The organism is Halobaculum rarum (genome assembly GCF_040025155.1).
Taxonomy (GTDB): Archaea; Halobacteriota; Halobacteria; order Halobacteriales; family Haloferacaceae; genus Halobaculum; species Halobaculum rarum.
This window is the reverse complement of the sequence record NZ_CP157275.1, coordinates 1,412,746-1,428,810: the sequence shown is the minus strand read 5'-3', so window position 1 is coordinate 1,428,810 and position 16,065 is coordinate 1,412,746. Positions and strand designations below refer to the sequence as shown.

The following is a 16,065-nucleotide window of genomic DNA, read 5'->3' as shown; positions in this document are numbered from 1 at the left end:
CCTTAGGCCGGCTCCGCTTCGACGACGACCTCGCCGTCCTCGTCGAAGCGAGCCGCGCGCAGGCGAACCTTGCTCGGCGGCTTCTGGCGCCCGCGCGCCCAGACGGTCTCGTTGACCGCCGGATCGAGGCGGACGTCGGCCTCGTCGACCGAGAAGTGCTTCGCCAGGTGCGCCCGGATGAGCGACATCGCCTTGTCGCCGCGCTCCTGGGACGGCGCCTGCTTCGCCTCGCGGAGCGGGACCGTGACGACGCGCTCCTCGAAGTCGTTGGCGCTCATTTACTCGTCGGTGTCCGAGCGCCGCCAGTGGCGTCGCTTCGGGTTGCGGGTCACTTCCATGTCGGTCTTCATCATCACCCACGCCGGCACGCGGCTGTTCTGCCGCTCCAGCTTGGCAAGGCGCTTCTTCTTGGCCTTGGATTTCTTAGTCATGGTATCCGGCAGATTCACCGTCGGAAGGGAAAACCCTGTCCATCCGGACCGGCTCCCTCGACGTTGGCGGCGCATTTTTGTTCGTGCTCGAACAGGACTCCCCCGTGCACAGACGTGACGCGCTTCGGGCGGCCGGCGGACTCGCGACCGCCGGACTCGGATCGCTCGCCGGCTGCGTGGTCGGCCGTCGCCCCCCGCCGGCGCTGTCGGACTCCTTCGAGGACGGGATGGACGCGTGGACGACCGGCGCCGCCATCGGTCCGGAGGTACCCCTCGAGGAGTTCGAGCGGTCGATCTCGCCGTCGGCGGCGCGGGCCAACACCGGCGCCCGAAGCGTCGAGGTGTTCACCGAGGGCGACTACGACGACGGGATCGCCTGGCTGACCCGAACCATCGACACGACCGATCTCGACGCGGACGTGGTGCGCGTGTCGGTCCACGCCTGGAGCGAGTCGGAGAGCTTCAACGTTCTCCGCAACCTCGCCGTCCGGATCGGCCCCGAGCCGCCGACGACCGAGGAGGACTTCCCGCCGCCCGAGACGGTCACGACGCCGGAGACGCCGACCGCGGTGGGCGGGCTCAGACAGCCGCTCCACCGCGTCGAGGGATGGGACGAGTACCGGTTCGAGTGGCGCCCGAGCGACGTCCCGGACGAACTCCACCTCTCGGTGGGCGTCGCGGTCGTCTGGGAGGCGGACGCCACCCACTATCTCGACGACGTGCGCGTGGAGGGTGTTCGATAGGCACGCGGATCCGAGGCGGGAGTCGCCCGGCTCACAGCCCCGCCAACGACCCGATCCCCGCGCCGACGGCGACCGCGAGCGCGCCGCCGAGCGCGACGCGCACCGCCGTCTCCAGTGCGTCGCCGCCGACGAGCCGGACGCGCAGCCCGGCGACGACCGCCAACTCGACGGCGACGACGGCGACCGCGAGCAGGAACCCCAATCCGATCTCCGCGAGCACCACCAGCGACGGGAGCGCGCCGGCGAGGAACGCCCCGCCGCCGGCCAGCCCCGCCCGGCGGACCGAGTCGCCGGCCGCCGAGAGCCCGCCGTCGTCGGCGTCCGCGGCCGTGAACGCCGCGTGCAGCGCGACGCCGACCGTCGCCGCGAGCCCGACGAGCCCGGCGGTCCACCCGCCGACGGCGACGGCCGCGGCGAACAGCGGGGCGGGGACGACGACGGCGCCGGCCGCGAGCCCCGTCAGCGCCGGCTCGCTCACCCGGTGGCGAATCGTCGTCTTCGTCTGCCCTCGGCCACGCATTCGCGGTTGATTTCACAGCTGACAAGATAAATCCGCCGCCCCAATAAACGGAACGACTGCGCAGGGGCGGCGCGACGGGGCGTGTCGGCGCGGCGAAACCGGCTTGTCGTCCGCGCCCGGAGTGCGTCCATGGACCCCGTCGGCGCCGCGCTCGTCGCGGATCGGCTCCCGGCTCCCGCGGAGTTCGTCTCGGTTCTCGTGGACCTCCTCCCGCTCGTCGCCGACGCGGTGGCGCGGGTCGCGCGCATCGCGCTGCTCATCGCAGTCGGGGTGTTTCTCGCGAACGTCGCCGTCGAGTTCGGGCTCGTCGAGCGGATCGCGGGGTTCTCGCGGTACCTCACCGGCCCGGCGAACCTCCCGGACGAGGCCGGCACCGCCATCGTCACGACCGCGGCGTCGACGACGGCGGGCTACGGCATGCTCGCGGACTTCCGCGAGTCCGGTCGGCTGTCGGACCGCGCGACGATGGTCGCCGTCGTCATCAACACGTTCTTCGGCTTCGTTCAGCACCTGTTCACGTTCTACGTCCCCGTCGTCATCCCCATCCTCGGCCGCGAGACCGGCGTGCTGTACGTCGGCACCCGCGGCGCTATCGCGCTCGCGATCACGTTCACCGGGGTGCTCGCCGGCGCGCTGTTGCTTCGTGGCGAGGCGCAGAGCCGCCCGGACTCCGAACCGCTCCGAGAGGCGACCGACGGCGGTGCCGCGGCCGGCGGGTCCGGTGGTGACTCCCCGGATGCGGATGACACCGACGCTGACGCCGTCGCCGACGATCCGGGGGACGCCGACACCGACGGGGATGTCGACACGGGGCTCCGCGACAAACTTGCGGCGGCCGCCGAGTCGACGTGGTCGACGCTCCGCCGGATCGTGCCGCGACTCGCGCTCGTGTACGTACTCGTCACGGTGCTCGTGGCTCGCGTGGACCTGCAGGCGCTGTCGAGCGAGGTCGCCGGGCCGTTCGCCGAGGTCGTCGGCCTGCCGGCGGCGGTCGTGCCCGCGATCATCGTCTTCGTCTTCGATACGACCGCTGGCGCAGCGGCGTTCGCGCCGCTCATCGGCTCGACGCTGACGCCCGAGCAGGCGGTCGCCGGAATGCTGATCGGCGGGATCGTCTCGTTTGCGTTCTCGACGTTCAAGCGGTCGATCCCGTTCCAGTACGGCGTTTGGGGACCGGAGTTCGGCTCGAAGGTGATCGCGGTGAACACGGCGCTGAAGGTGGTGTTCATCTCGGTCGCGCTGGTCGTGTTCCTCGCGTGAGCGGGGCGGTTGGCCGCCGCATACTTGCGCGACGGTTTCGTCGTGCTCCCCCGCACCGATCCCGCCACATGCTCGCGTGCCGATCTCGACGCATTCAGTAGCCGACCCCCGCGATCCACAGGCATGACCGACACACTCGCCGTCACCGACGGGCGCGTGCTCACGCCCGCGTTCGACGTGATCCGAGCCGACGTGCTGATCGACGCCGACGCGGGCGAGATCCTCGAGGTCGGTCCCGACCTCGCCGGCGACGCGGACGAGACGCTCGATGCGACCGACTCGCTCGTGATGCCGGGGCTCGTGAACGCCCACGGCCACGCGACGATGACGCTCCTCCGCGGCTACGCCGACGACAAGAACCTCGAGGACTGGCTGCAGGAGGACATCTGGCCCGCGGAGGCGGAACTGACCGCCGAGGACGTGGCCGTCGGCACCCGACTCGCGGCCGTCGAGCTGATCCGGAGCGGGACCACCGCGTTCGCGGACATGTACTTCCACGTGGGCGAGGTCGTCGACGCGGTCCGCGAGGCCGGCCTCCGCGCCCGCGTCGGCCACGGCGTCGTCACCGTCGGCAAGGACGACGAGGCCGCACGCGACGACTTCGCCGAGTCGATCGCGGTCGCCGAGGAGTACGACGGCGCCGCCGCCGGCCGAGTCCGGACGGCAGTGATGCCGCACGCGCCCCACACCGTCGGCACCGAGTACTTCGAGGAGTTCGTCCCGAAGGCCCGCGAGGCCGGCGTCCCGCTACACTTCCACCTGAACGAGACCGAGACGTACATCGACGAGATCGACGCCGAGGCGGGCGTCCGGCCGACCGAGTACGCCGACGACCTCGGCCTGCTCGCCGAGGACACGTGGGTCGCCCACGGCGTCCACACCGATGCCTCGGAGATCGAGACGCTCGCCGAGCGCGGCACCAGCGTCGCCCACTGCCCGGCCTCGAACATGAAGCTCGCGTCGGGGATGGCGCCGATCCAGGACATGCTCGACGCGGGCGTGACCGTCGCGCTCGGGACCGACGGCGCCGCCTCGAACAACGACCTCGACCTCTTCGACGAGATCCGCGACGCCGCGATGCTCGGCAAGCTCGCCGCTGATGACGCCGCGGCGGTCGACGCCGAAACCGCCGTCCGGATGGCGACCGAGGGCGGCGCCGACGCGCTCGGCTTCGACTCCGGCCGGATCGAGGCGGGCGCGAACGCCGACCTCGCCGTCGTCGACCTCGAGGCCGCTCATCTGACGCCCGAACACGATCTCGTCTCGCATCTCGCGTACGCCGCCCGTGGCAGCGACGTGCGCCACACGGTGTGCGACGGCAAGGTGCTCATGCGCGACCGCGACGTGCTCGCCTTCGACGGGGACGCCGTGCGCGAGCGGGCGCAGGAACACGCCGAGACGCTCGTTGCGCGGGCCGAAGACTAACAACCGAGCCGCGTCGACTCCGGCGGGATTATACCGTGCCCGGCCCACCCTGATCACATGAGTACGCAGTCGTATCCGCCTGTCACCGACCACCTCGACGACCCCGAATCGGCCCGCCAAGAGGGCCGCCGGAAGATGGACTGGGCGCTCCAGCACATGCCCATCCTGAACCACCTCCGCGAGGAGTTCGAGGAGACGCGCCCCTTCGAGGGCCAGACCATCGGCATGGCGATGCACGTCGAGGCGAAGACCGCGAACCTCGTCGAACTGCTCGCCGACGGCGGCGCGGAGGTCGCCATCACGGGCTGTAACCCGCTCTCGACGCACGACGACGTGAGCGCGGCGCTGGACGCCCACGAGAACATCACCTCCTACGCCGTCCGGGAGGTCGGCGACGAGGACTACTACGCCGCCATCGAGTCGGTTATCGCCCACGAGCCCACGATCACCGTGGACGACGGGATGGACATGGTCGCCGCGATCCACGAGGACTACCCCGAACTCATCGACTCCATCGTCGGCGGCGCCGAGGAGACGACCACGGGCGTCCACCGTCTGCGCGCGATGGACGAGGACGGCGAGCTCCACTATCCCGTCTTCGCGGTGAACGACACCCCGATGAAGCGGCTGTTCGACAACGTCCACGGCACCGGCGAGTCCTCCCTCGCCACCATCGCCATGACGACGAACCTCTCGTTCGCCGGCAAGGACGTCGTCGTCGGCGGCTTCGGCTACTGCGGCAAGGGCGTCGCGAAGAAAGCCTCCGGCCAGAACGCGAACGTCATCGTCTGCGAGGTCGACTCCCGGAAGGCGCTGGAGGCGCACATGGAGGGCTACGACGTGATGCCGATGGAGGACGCCGCAGAGCAGGGTGACGTGTTCATCACCACCACCGGCAACCGCGACGTGATCACCGAGGAGCACTTCGAGCGGATGCAGGACGGCGTCCTCCTCGCGAACGCGGGCCACTTCGACGTGGAGATCAACCTCGATCAGCTGGACGACCTCGCGGTCGACCGATACGAGGCCCGCGACGGCGTCGAGGCCTACGAGATGGCCGACGGCCGCCGCCTCAACGTCCTCGCGGAGGGGCGCCTCGTCAACCTCGCGGCGCCCATCGCGCTGGGCCACCCGGTCGAGGTCATGGACCAGAGCTTCGGCGTGCAGGCCGTCTGCGTCCGCGAACTCGTCGAGAACGGCGAGGCCTACGACGCCGGCGTCCACGAGGTGCCCGACGAACTCGACCGCGAGGTCGCCGAGGTGAAGCTCGCGGCCGAGGGAGTCGAGTTCGACGCCCTCAGCGACGAGCAGCGCGAGTACATGGGCTCGTGGCAGCACGGCACCTGAGGTAGCCGATCGGTCGGCGCGGCGGCACACCGGCCGTCGTACTCGTCGCCGCGCCGTATCCGCCGGCACCGTTCTCCAGTCCTTCGGTCAGTCCGTTCACCCGGCCGTCTCGCTCGTCACCCGGACTCGTCGATGTCGTCGGCCCACTCCGAGGGGAGCACGCGCAGCATGCCGTCGGCCGAGAGGTCGTCGGTGGTGACGAACAGGATGTCGTCGCCGCCGGCGACGGCGGTGCCGCCGCCGGCTACCTCGTCCCAGTGGTCGAGCACGGTGTCGGGGATCGGCAGTTCGCGGACGTCCTCGCCGATCTGGGTGCTGGCGACGTACCGCATCCCGTCGCGGTCCTGAATGGCGTCGTAGTTTTGGGAGACCACGACCGCGTCGTCGCCCGCACGGATCCCCCAGAACGCCTCCGCCGAGTGCGACAGGAAGCCCCGGTTGAACGCCCGCTGAGGCACCGGGACCTCCCGGCTCTGCCTGTCGAGGGCCGCCTCGCCCAGCCGATCGATCTTCTCGGGTTCGACGCCCTCGGCCGCTACCTCGCCGGTGCCCCTCGCGCCCGTCGCCGCGCCGTCGGTCGTTCCGTCCGTGTCGCCGATGGCCCCCGTTTTACGCTCGATTTCCTCCGCCACGGTTTCGGTGTCGCCGACCTCGCGCTGATCGACCGCCGCCGACTCGGCGCCGGTGTCGGACTCGGGTCGGGGCTCGGATTCGGACGCAGGTTCGACCCCCGACCCCACGTCCTCGGTGTCCGGGGACGTGTCCGTGACGTCCGTCTCCGCGTCGCGGCTTCGGGACCGTCGGGCGAGTGCGGTCGCTAGGAGCGCGGCGCCGACGGCGAGCCCGGCGAGTCCGCGCCCCCGGTTCCCGCGCCGGAACGCTCGGAGGCCGGCGAGGAGGCCCGCTGCGCCCACGACCGCCATCGCGGTCCCCGTCGAGAGGGATTTGCGGGCGCGGTTCGCAACGTCTTTCGAGGGGTCGTCGTCCGATTCCCGCTCGGTTCGTGTGCTGGTATCGACAGAGTTCACACCGGACCATGGGTCGCGACGCACAAATCCGCACTTTCATCTTACTCACCTGAAACGTCGGGCTCGACCGGTTCGGTGAGTGCTCGGCTGTCTCGATCGTCCGATGGATTGTGCGAGTTGACAACGATCTATCTCAGGGACGGAATCTGTACGAGACGGTGAACGCCGCGATTACGCAGAACGTCGGGACGTTCGTCCGGTCACGTATCCGGTGGACGTAGTTCCGTGAACTCGTCCTCAAGTGGAGCGCTTATGCACGCACGCAAAAGGTACCCTACTCTTCTTCTTGGCGTATTCGCCTGACGAACGGGACTGACTAGTGTCCCGGCTTACCATGTTACGTTTCGGGCGAGCACGAACACCAGCAGTGCCGCCAAGAGCGCGCCGAAAAGCGACTCGACCCCGGCTATCAATCGCGCTATCTCACCGACTGGTCGAATGTCACCGTATCCCAGTGTAGCGAACGTGATGACGCTGAAGTAGAGGCTCTTGAATAGGACGGTGCCGATCCACCACTGGGAGGCGTCTCCCGGATCCTCAAACGCGAACGTGACTGCTTGGTCACCCGTCAGCTCTTCAACCCCGCCCGTGAGGGGATAGAGAACTGCAGCGACGACGATCACGGTGAGTGACGTAAGCAGTATGCGAGAGGAACTACTGCCGTACCGCATCACCCATCGGGACAGCTCCCACCGGATCGCCTCCCCGTAGTTGGTGCGGTCCCAGGCGAGTCTCCGGCGGCTGTCCTTTTCCTGAATATAGCTCTGTCGGGCCAGTTTGGGATGGGCGTTCTGCTGATATATCTGTTGCAGCTGGCGATACACCCAGGAGGCAGCCTCTAACGGGTTGTCGTTACTCAACACTGGTTGAACGTTCGCCTGCTCATACACTGAGCGATCTCCGAGAGCGGTATCGTCCCCGATGTGTACGTTAGTGAGGATCGTCTCATAGAGACGTGCGTATTCGAGCGTCGCCCGGCGAAGATCGGCGTCCTTGAAGATCGCTCCTTCGAGGTTTGCGCCCCTGAAATCCGCATTGATTCCGGACGCGTTCGTCAGGGTCGCAAGCATCAGATCGGCCTCCGAGAAGTCGGAGCCGTTCAACCGAGCGTCGGTGAAGTCGGCGCCGACTAACGACGCACCCGCCAACCAGTCCACGCCAACCAACTCGGCCTCTCGGAGATATGCTCCGTCGAGGGTTTCTCCCGATTTCGGCCGGGCCGCTTCGAGCACATCGATCGGTTTGCCGTTCACCTTTGCATGCCAGACACAGCGATCGTGGTCCTCCCAGACGGGCCGGCCACAGGGTTCGGCGGAGAGGTCTTGATCGGCTAAGCCGACTTCGAGTTGATAATCACAGCGGTCATCTGTCACAGCGGACATACCTTCGCTACGACCCGGATCTCCAAGTCATCTCGGGCCCCGAGAACAGGTACTGGACCGGTATGCGCTATTCTGCTCTGTATCCAGCACGGTTCCCGGAACCGATCCGTATTGAGGGTTTCAACAAGCCGATCATCCCTGTTGTCCCGGCCGTTTCATCCGCGTTTCCCCGACCGATCCGATACCGACTCCGCCTGCCGCCGACCGTTACAGCGGCACCCGCGCCCGCGTCTCGTACTCGGGCCCATCGCTCGTCAGCGTCGACTCGGTGAGGCGGATCTCGTCGACCTCGAACCGGCCAACCGTCGGGTCCTCGTTCAGATACTCCAGCACCCGCCGTTTCCCGCGGGCGTCGTCCATCCGCGCGAGGGTGAAATGCGGGGTGAACTCGTGGTCGGCCTCGTCGAACCCGAGCGAGACCGTCTCGCGCTCGACCGTCTCGGCGAGCCGGGCCAACTCGGCGGCGCCGTGGCCCTCACGCACACCGACCCAGACGACGCTGACGTAGTCGGTCGACGGGAAGACGCCCAGGCCGCCCACCTCGAGTTCGACCGGCCCGACACCGGCACCGCCGGACTCCGTCCGGCTCTCCGTGGGGCTTCGTCCCGCGCTCGCGACGGCAGCTTCCAGCGCCTCTGTCACGTCGCCGACGCGTGCCTCGTCGGCGTCGCCGAGGAATTTCAGTGTGCAGTGCGCCTGCTCGGGATCGGTGAACCGGAGGCTCTCGACGTCGCGAAGGGGCTCCTGCACGGCTTCGAACGCGTCCGCGAGCCGGTCCGGCAGGTCGACCGAGACGAACAGTCGCGGCATACGGGTTCGTCGTCGTCGGGGAACAAAAAATCGGGGCGGACCACCCGGTCCGCACGCGCACCTCCCGGCCCGCGGCGCACCTCCCGGTCCGCACGCGCAACATACATCCGTCCACACGGTCGAACTCGTAGCAATGAGCGACGACGAGTCCGAACGCAAGCCACACAAGTTCTCCGAGGGGGAGGGCCTCGACGAGGACTACGAGGAGTTCACCCTCGACCCGGAAGAGCTGCAGGCGGACCCCTCCCAGGTCGACCCCGTCGACACGCGCGTCCTCACCGACCTGCTCGACGAGCGCAACATCCCCAAGGACCGCGTCGACGTGGAGAGCCTGATGGAGGTCGGGCTCTCCTACATGGGGATCAACCGCTTCGAGGAGGCGACCGAGACGTTCGAGCGCGCCGCCCAGTTCGCCGAGGACGACTCCCTCGAACAGCAGGAGGCGTGGGTGAACAAGGGCGTCGCCCACGCCCAGTTGGAGGAATGGGACGAGGCCATCGGCGCCTACCGCGAGGCGTTGCGCATCGACGACGACTCCGAACACGCCGCCAGCGCCGAGACGAACCTCGCGTACGCGCTTCACGAGAACGGCCAGGGCGAACAGGCGCTCGAACACGCCGAGAACGCCGTCGAGATCGACCCGCGATTCCCGCAGGCGTGGTACAACCGCGGGTTCTTCCTCGTCGAGCGCGGCCTGCTCGAGGACGCCGTCACGGCCTTCGACAACGCGATCCGGCTGGGGATGCGTAACGCCGAGGTGCTCGAAGAGAAGGCTCGCGCGCTCGACGAACTCGGCCGCGAGGACGAGGCCGAGCAGGCCGCCGAGCGCGCCGAGGAGATCCGCGAGGAGGCCGAACAGCGGATGGTCGAAGAGCAGGCCGAGGGCGGCGCGGGATCGGCCGGCGCGATGGGCGGCGCCGGCGGCGGACCGGGCGGTCTCGGCGGCCGCGACGGCGACGACGACCTCGATCTCGGGGGCCTGTAGATGAGCGACGACGCCGGGGACGCCGACGGGGGCCTCGGCGACCACGAGGACGGCGACGGCGACCCGGACGCCGAGTACCTGATCACGCGCCGGGAAACGCCCGAGGGTACGCTCGTCGCCGTCTGCGACGCGGACGTGCTCGGCGAGACGTTCGAGGACGGGGAGGTAACGTTGGAGGTGACCGAGGCGTTCTACGGCGGCGACGAGGCCGAGGCCGCCGACGCCGACGCGGTCATCGAGGGGCTGTACGACGCCGACACCGCGAACCTCGTGGGCGCCGGCTGCGTCGGCGTCGCCGTCGACGCCGGCGTCATCGACGCCGACCGCGTGCTGGAGGTCGGCGAGACGCTGCACGCGCAACTGCTCTGGCTCTAACCCGCCACCGGTCCTCAGGGCTGGCGGCGACTCGTAGCCGGTTTCGGTTACGAACCGGCGAAACGACCGAAGGGATGTTACCCCTCCGACCCCTCATCTCCGGTAATGGAAGCGCCTGAGCAGGAACCGTACCCGCTCGATATCGAGGCCGTCCGCGCCGATTTCCCCATCCTCCAGCGGAAGGTCGGCGGCGACGTGACGGTCCCCGGCGAGGACGAGGGGGACACGAAGCCGCTCGTCTACCTCGACAACGCGGCAACGAGTCACACGCCCGACCAGGTCGTCGACACGATCGCGGACTACTACCGCTCGTACAACTCCAACGTCCACCGCGGCATCCACCACCTGAGCCAGGAGGCGTCGGTCGCCTACGAGAACGCTCACGACCGCGTCGCCGAGTTCATCGGTGCCGAGGGACGCGAGGAGGTCGTCTTCACGAAGAACACCACCGAGGCGGAGAACCTCGTCGCCTACGCGTGGGGGCTCAACGAACTCGGGCCCGAGGACAACGTCGTCCTCACCGAGATGGAGCACCACGCGTCGCTGGTAACCTGGCAGCAGATCGGCAAGAGAACCGGCGCTGACGTGCGGTTCATCCGCGTCGACGGGGACGGCCGCCTCGACATGGACCACGCCCGCGAACTCGTCGACGACGACACCGCGATGGCGAACGTCGTCCACGTCTCGAACACCCTCGGCACGGTGAACCCCGTCCGCGAACTCGCGGATCTCGTCCACGACCACGACGGACTGATCTTCGTCGACGGCGCACAGTCGGTGCCGCACATGCCCGTCGACGTGGCCGAGATCGACGCGGACTTCTTCGCGTTCTCGGGGCACAAGATGTGCGGCCCCACCGGGATCGGCGTGTTGTACGGGAAGGAGCACCTGTTGGAGGGGATGGAGCCGTACCTCTACGGGGGGGAGATGATCCGGAAGGTCACCTTCGAGGACTCCGAGTGGGAGAACCTCCCGTGGAAGTTCGAGGCCGGCACGCCCGTCATCGCGCAGGGGATCGCTCTCCACGCGGCGATCGACTACTTGGAAGATCTCGGGATGGAGAACGTCCACGCCCACGAGCAACTGCTCGCGGAGTACGCCTACGATCGGCTCACCGAGCAGGACGACGTGGACATCTACGGGCCGCCGGGCGACGACCGCGCGGGGCTCGTGGCGTTCAACCTCGACGGCGTCCACGCCCACGACCTCTCCAGCATCCTCAACGACCACGCCGTCGCGGTCCGCGCCGGCGACCACTGCACCCAGCCGCTCCACGACAAACTCGGGATCGCCGCCAGCGCCCGCGCGAGTTTCTACATCTACAACACGCGCGAGGAGATCGACACGCTGGTCGAGGCGGTCGACGACGCGCGACAGCTGTTCGCGTAGCGATCGGGCTCGACGGCCCGCGATACGGTCCAGATCGCTGCCGGGGAACAACCGCCCGGCATGAACGACCGTCCGACTGACCGGTACAAACGGTGCAGTCGGCGTCAGCCGGCGTTCTTCGCTTCGGTTCCTCCGGTGGATCGGCGAGATGTATTTATTCGCCAACCGCTAGAGAGGCGATGTGAGTCCATTAGACGAGGTATTTCGACTCCTGAGTGAGGAACGTCGACGGTACGCGCTCTACTACCTACATCAACAGGACGGGCCGGTCGCCATCGAGCAGCTCGCCCGGACGATCAGCGAGTGGGAACGCGATCCCTCCGAAGCGGAGATACCCGACGAGACGTTCGAGCACGTCGTTCTGACGTTGAATCACACACATCTCCCGAAGATAGCGGAGGCGGACAGCATCGAGTACGACCGTGAGAACCGGCAGGTTCGCATCACAGACACCTCCAGCGAGGTCGACATCATCCTCTCGATAGCGAACGGCCTGGAACAGCCATCGACGGATATCGACGTCCACGATCTCATCACCCGATTATAGCCAACCAGATTTTGGCTGTTCGTCTCTCACATAGCGACCGCGATGGCCCCCCGATCTCCCCAGAACTCTTAACCGGCGCACTCGCCAATTCCCGCCAACAATGGGCATTGGCGGCGGCTCCGACATGTATCGCCAGCAGATCCTCGACCACTACAAGAACCCACGGAACCACGGCGAACTCGACGACGCCACGTTCTCCCACACCGGCGAGAACCCCTCCTGCGGCGACACGATCACCGTCGACGTCCGGCTGGAGGACGACGGCGAGACGATCGAGTACGTCGCGTTCTCGGGCGACGGCTGCGCCATCTCGCAGGCATCGGCGTCGATGCTGTCCGAGCGCCTGCAGGGGATGAGCCTCGACGAGTTGCAGGCGATGGACACCGACGACATCACGGAGATGCTCGGCGTCGACATCTCCCCGATGCGGATCAAGTGCGCCGTGCTCGCCCGGCAGGTCGCGCAGGACGGCGCGAAGCTGCACGAGGGCGAGATCGACGACCTCGACATCACCAAAACCGAGGACTGACGCCGACTCGCGGGTCCCCGTTCGTTCGTCCCCCCCGTTCGCTCCGCCGACGATTCACGGAACCCGTCCGAACAGATCGCGGTTCACGGCGACGTAGCCGAGTGCTCCCCGTTCCAACTGCGCGGTTCTCGTTTCCGTCCACGCCGACAGCGTCGCCGCCGGCACCGTCCCCGACTCGCGCACGGACGCGACGACGGTGTCGAGGACGATCCGCAGGAACGTCGCCTCGTCGCCCGGGTAGGCGGTGCCTCCCCGCTCCCCCGCCCCATCGGCGGCCCCGCCGACGACCCAGTCCGCGCGCGCGTCGACCGCCGGCGGCGTCCCGGCCTCCCGGAACCGCTCGGCGAGCAGCGTCGCCGCCCGCCCGCGGTTGCGCATCGTCCCGTGGAAGGCGTCGATCACGGCGTCGTCGGCCGGGTGCTCGGGCGCGAACCGCGTCTCGCCGTCGAAGGTAAGCGGCAGGTGATACCAGCCGTTCGGGGCGGCCGTACGGAGGAGCGCGAGCACTTCCTCGGGCGCCAACAGATCCGCGAACGACCGCGCGACCACGCCGTCGAAGTCGCCCCCGAGGTCGTCAGCGACCTCGCGAGCGTCGTCGACCGCGAACCGGACGCGAAGCGTCGCGTCCCCGTCGGGCTGGTCGAGCAGGAGCTTCGGCCCCTCGGGTTCGACTCCGTACCCCGCCTCGCGTGCCTCCTCGTGCAGCCGCTCTCGTCCGGCCGACAGCACCCGCTCGTCGGTGTCGACGGCGACCCACTCGCCCGCCGGCAGCACGCGGTCGGCGAGCAGACGTCGAAGCATCCCGCAGGTGCCGGCGCCGGCTTCGAACACGCGGATCCCGTCCACCGAACCCGGCTCCTCGTCCGCCCGGAGCGTCGGCCGCCCCAACGCCGCCCGGAACGCGTCGGTCGCGGCCTCGCTGTGGGCGCGCGCGTCGACCGTCCGCGCCGCCTCCAGATACGCCACGTCGTCACCCTTCATCGACAACCTCCGCGAGGAAGCCGCGGACGCCGGCGACGGTGTCCTCCCAGTCGGGGTGGGCGTCGAACCGCCGGAGCGCCGCCTGTCCCATCCTCGCCAGCCGGTCGCGGTCGTCCGCGAGCGCGCCGAGCGCCTCTCGGACGCCCGCAACGTCGCCGGGGTCGACGAGGAAGCCGTTCTCGCCGTCGGCGACGACCGAGGACGCACCCCCGGCGGCGGAGGCGACCGCCGGGAGGCCGAAGCCCATCCCCTCCAAGTACGCCATCCCGAACCCCTCGTACTCGGAGGGGACCGCGAGGACGTGCGACTCCCGGAGGACGTTCGCGAGGTCGGCCGTCGACAGCTTCCCGCGGAACGACACGCGGTCGGCGACACCGAGGTCGGCCGCGAGCGCGCGCACCGTGCGGGCGTAGTCCGGATCCGGTTCGGGGCCGACGACGGCGAGTCGCCAGTCCGGGACCGGGCCGGCGTCACCCCCGCTCGTGCCGTCCGAATCGAATCCCGCGAGCGCCCGCAGCAGCGTCGGGTGTCCCTTCCGCGGGACGAGCGACCCGAGCGAGACGACGCGGAACGGGGACTCGTGGGCGCGCCGATCCACGTCGGCCGCGGTGACCTCGGGTTCGAACTGGTCGGCCGGCGGGCGTGCGACGTGGGTGGGAATGCCGTCGACGAGGGCCGTCACGTCGCGCTCGGTCGCCTCGCTCACGCAGACGGCGGCCGAACACCCGCGCAGGAAGAGTCGTTCCAGCCGCGTTGCGATCGGCGTGAGTCGACCTCCCTCGGCGTGTCGAAGGTGGTGCACCAGCGCGACGACGGGCGTGCCTCCGCGACGGAGTCGGCGGACGAGCCCCCACGTGCTCGGATGGGCGAGTTCGTCGACGACGACCACGTCGGCGTCTCGCAGGCCCGCCGGTATCCCGGTCGCGAGCCCCGGTGCATCGAGGACGCCGAGGGGGTAGCGGCGCCACGGCACCGAGAACACCCGGACCGATGCGCCGGTCGCGCGGAGGCCGGCGACGAGGCGCCGGTCGTACCGGAAGCCGCCGGAGGTGGTCGCGGGGTCGCCGGGGACGACGAGCGCGGCCGCGAGACTGTCGCCGGCAGGGCCGTCACGCTCGCCGTCGCGGTCGCCGCCGCTGTCGCCGTCGACGGGCGCGGTCGGTCCCGCCGGCGCCTCGGGCTCAGCCATCGGTGTCGGCGTCGTCCGCGGCGACGGCGTCGGCGCCGGCGATCGGCCCCTCGTAGCCGGCGGCGGCCTCGTCGTCCTCCCAGACGGTCACGCGCAGCGACTCGGCGGAGTCGCCCGCGGCGGCCGGCGCGAGACGGTCGTGGAGGACGCGCGCGAACCGCTCGACGCTGGGGTTGTACCCCTCGAACTCGGGCAGGTCGTTCAGCGTCGCGTCGCGGTAGCGCGACTCGGCCTCGTCCAGCGCCGCGCGCACGTCGTCGATGTCGACGAGGTAGTCGTACTCGGTGAGCGACGGGCCGGCGAAGGTAGCCTCCACGGAGAAGACGTGCGAGTGAAGATCGCCCTCGGGGCCGGGATCCGGGACAGTGAGGTAGTGCTGTGCGACGAACTGCCGCGTGACGGTCGTTCGGTATGTCATGTGTTGGGGCGGGCGGGACGACCGCGGTCGGGGACGCCCCGTCGCGTCGGGACGAGCGCGCTCCGCGTCGCGTCCGTCGATCTGACGAGCGATCACAGCGACTCCGCCACCCTAAACGTGTCGTAGGCGTCCGGCGACGGCGTACGACGTTCACCCGACGAACTCCTCGACGATCGGCGGAAGGCGACGACGGACGGCGGCGTACGCAACGCCGAGGACGACGCAGGCGGCCGCCACTGCCGGCAGCGGCGCGGGGTAGAACGCCACGACCGGGGTCGCGAGCACAGCGGTGGCGACGACGTCCTCGGGGGCGCCGTCGTACCGGATCCAGTAGCGCGGCCGGATCCACCGACCGCGGAGGTGATCGTAGACCGCCTCCGCGGAGGTGCGTTCCCACGGCCGGATCTCGTCGCCTGCGCCGAGGGCGTCGGTTCCAGCGTGGACGGCGAACGACGCGGTCCCCACGGCCGCCGCGACGGTCGCAGCCGTCGGAGCGACCGCGGCGATGCCGATCGCCGGGAGCGCCAGTGCCCACCCCAACACGGGGAAGTGGAGTGTCCGCCGATGGCGTCCGACGAACAGGTCGAGATCCGGGAGGAGTCCGCCGACGATCCCCGCGACTGCGGCCGGAGCGGCCAACTCGGGCGCGACCGCGACCACGGGAGCTGCCAGCACTGCGCCCGACAGGGCGTGCGTGAACGCCATC

19 protein-coding genes are annotated in these 16,065 nt (G+C 69.4%); 9 read left to right on the top strand and 10 right to left on the bottom strand.

Annotated elements, in window-relative coordinates; all coding sequences use genetic code 11:
* Window positions 1-2 precede the first annotated feature (2 nt).
* Both ABJD39_RS07555 and ABJD39_RS07550 read right to left on the bottom strand, forming a co-directional pair.
* Window positions 3-278, bottom strand: coding sequence for a 50S ribosomal protein L31e (locus ABJD39_RS07555; RefSeq protein WP_348613574.1), 276 nt, complete (start codon window positions 276-278; stop codon window positions 3-5).
* Window positions 279-431 carry a 50S ribosomal protein L39e gene (locus ABJD39_RS07550; protein ID WP_073308560.1) on the bottom strand — a complete coding sequence of 51 codons (153 nt, stop codon included), beginning with the start codon at window positions 429-431 and terminating at the stop codon, window positions 279-281.
* A 104-nt stretch (window positions 432-535) separates the two neighbouring features.
* On the opposite strand from ABJD39_RS07550, the gene ABJD39_RS07545 reads away from it, so the two are divergent.
* Window positions 536-1,174: a hypothetical protein gene (locus ABJD39_RS07545; protein ID WP_348613573.1), complete on the top strand. Its 639-nt coding sequence runs from the start codon at window positions 536-538 to the stop codon at window positions 1,172-1,174.
* Window positions 1,175-1,205: 31 nt separating this feature from the next.
* Here ABJD39_RS07545 and ABJD39_RS07540 read toward each other — a convergent pair whose 3' ends face one another.
* Window positions 1,206-1,694 (bottom strand): hypothetical protein, encoded by a 489-nt coding sequence (locus tag ABJD39_RS07540; RefSeq protein ID WP_348613572.1) that lies wholly within the window; start codon window positions 1,692-1,694, stop codon window positions 1,206-1,208.
* Between the two features lie 129 nt (window positions 1,695-1,823).
* On the opposite strand from ABJD39_RS07540, the gene ABJD39_RS07535 reads away from it, so the two are divergent.
* The 3 genes from ABJD39_RS07535 to ABJD39_RS07525 all read left to right on the top strand — a co-directional run bounded on the left by ABJD39_RS07535 (window position 1,824) and on the right by ABJD39_RS07525 (window position 5,726).
* A complete protein-coding gene (locus ABJD39_RS07535; RefSeq protein WP_348613571.1) occupies window positions 1,824-2,954 on the top strand; it encodes a nucleoside recognition protein in 1,131 nt (376 codons plus the stop codon).
* A gap of 123 nt (window positions 2,955-3,077) precedes the next feature.
* The gene (locus ABJD39_RS07530) at window positions 3,078-4,379 is read left to right on the top strand and encodes an amidohydrolase (RefSeq protein ID WP_348613570.1); all 1,302 of its coding nucleotides are present in this window, start codon (window positions 3,078-3,080) and stop codon (window positions 4,377-4,379) included.
* Window positions 4,380-4,436: 57 nt separating this feature from the next.
* Window positions 4,437-5,726, top strand: coding sequence for an adenosylhomocysteinase (locus tag ABJD39_RS07525; RefSeq protein WP_348613569.1), 1,290 nt, complete (start codon window positions 4,437-4,439; stop codon window positions 5,724-5,726).
* 116 nt (window positions 5,727-5,842) lie between these two features.
* Here the strand turns inward: ABJD39_RS07525 and ABJD39_RS07520 are convergent, their stop codons facing one another.
* The 3 genes from ABJD39_RS07520 to thpR all read right to left on the bottom strand — a co-directional run bounded on the left by ABJD39_RS07520 (window position 5,843) and on the right by thpR (window position 8,946).
* Complete coding sequence (locus ABJD39_RS07520) at window positions 5,843-6,754, bottom strand: hypothetical protein (RefSeq protein WP_348613568.1); 912 nt, start codon at window positions 6,752-6,754, stop codon at window positions 5,843-5,845.
* Between the two features lie 329 nt (window positions 6,755-7,083).
* Window positions 7,084-8,136: a pentapeptide repeat-containing protein gene (locus ABJD39_RS07515; protein WP_348613567.1), complete on the bottom strand. Its 1,053-nt coding sequence runs from the start codon at window positions 8,134-8,136 to the stop codon at window positions 7,084-7,086.
* Window positions 8,137-8,343: 207 nt separating this feature from the next.
* Window positions 8,344-8,946, bottom strand: coding sequence for an RNA 2',3'-cyclic phosphodiesterase (gene thpR, locus ABJD39_RS07510; protein WP_348613566.1), 603 nt, complete (start codon window positions 8,944-8,946; stop codon window positions 8,344-8,346).
* 133 nt (window positions 8,947-9,079) lie between these two features.
* On the opposite strand from thpR, the gene ABJD39_RS07505 reads away from it, so the two are divergent.
* The 5 genes from ABJD39_RS07505 to sufU all read left to right on the top strand — a co-directional run bounded on the left by ABJD39_RS07505 (window position 9,080) and on the right by sufU (window position 12,771).
* Window positions 9,080-9,931: a tetratricopeptide repeat protein gene (locus ABJD39_RS07505; RefSeq protein WP_348613565.1), complete on the top strand. Its 852-nt coding sequence runs from the start codon at window positions 9,080-9,082 to the stop codon at window positions 9,929-9,931.
* Window positions 9,932-10,306, top strand: a complete 375-nt coding sequence (locus ABJD39_RS07500; RefSeq protein ID WP_431357873.1) for a DUF424 domain-containing protein — start codon at window positions 9,932-9,934, stop codon at window positions 10,304-10,306.
* Window positions 10,307-10,411: 105 nt separating this feature from the next.
* Window positions 10,412-11,695: an aminotransferase class V-fold PLP-dependent enzyme gene (locus ABJD39_RS07495; protein ID WP_348613564.1), complete on the top strand. Its 1,284-nt coding sequence runs from the start codon at window positions 10,412-10,414 to the stop codon at window positions 11,693-11,695.
* A gap of 181 nt (window positions 11,696-11,876) precedes the next feature.
* Window positions 11,877-12,242: a DUF7344 domain-containing protein gene (locus tag ABJD39_RS07490; protein WP_348613563.1), complete on the top strand. Its 366-nt coding sequence runs from the start codon at window positions 11,877-11,879 to the stop codon at window positions 12,240-12,242.
* Between the two features lie 106 nt (window positions 12,243-12,348).
* Window positions 12,349-12,771, top strand: a complete 423-nt coding sequence (sufU, locus tag ABJD39_RS07485; RefSeq protein WP_348613727.1) for a Fe-S cluster assembly sulfur transfer protein SufU — start codon at window positions 12,349-12,351, stop codon at window positions 12,769-12,771.
* A 54-nt stretch (window positions 12,772-12,825) separates the two neighbouring features.
* On the opposite strand, the gene ABJD39_RS07480 is transcribed toward sufU, so the two are convergent.
* The 4 genes from ABJD39_RS07480 to ABJD39_RS07465 form a co-directional block, all read right to left on the bottom strand.
* The gene (locus tag ABJD39_RS07480) at window positions 12,826-13,752 is read right to left on the bottom strand and encodes a class I SAM-dependent methyltransferase (protein WP_348613562.1); all 927 of its coding nucleotides are present in this window, start codon (window positions 13,750-13,752) and stop codon (window positions 12,826-12,828) included.
* Window positions 13,742-14,941, bottom strand: coding sequence for a glycosyltransferase family 4 protein (locus ABJD39_RS07475; RefSeq protein WP_348613561.1), 1,200 nt, complete (start codon window positions 14,939-14,941; stop codon window positions 13,742-13,744). The genes ABJD39_RS07480 and ABJD39_RS07475 overlap by 11 nt, the downstream gene beginning before the upstream one ends.
* Window positions 14,934-15,359: a 6-pyruvoyl trahydropterin synthase family protein gene (locus tag ABJD39_RS07470; RefSeq protein WP_348613560.1), complete on the bottom strand. Its 426-nt coding sequence runs from the start codon at window positions 15,357-15,359 to the stop codon at window positions 14,934-14,936. Before ABJD39_RS07470 ends, ABJD39_RS07475 begins: the two co-directional genes overlap by 8 nt.
* A gap of 150 nt (window positions 15,360-15,509) precedes the next feature.
* Entirely contained in the window at window positions 15,510-16,064 is a 555-nt protein-coding gene (locus ABJD39_RS07465) for a metal-dependent hydrolase (RefSeq protein WP_348613559.1), read from the bottom strand.
* Window position 16,065 lies beyond the last annotated feature (1 nt).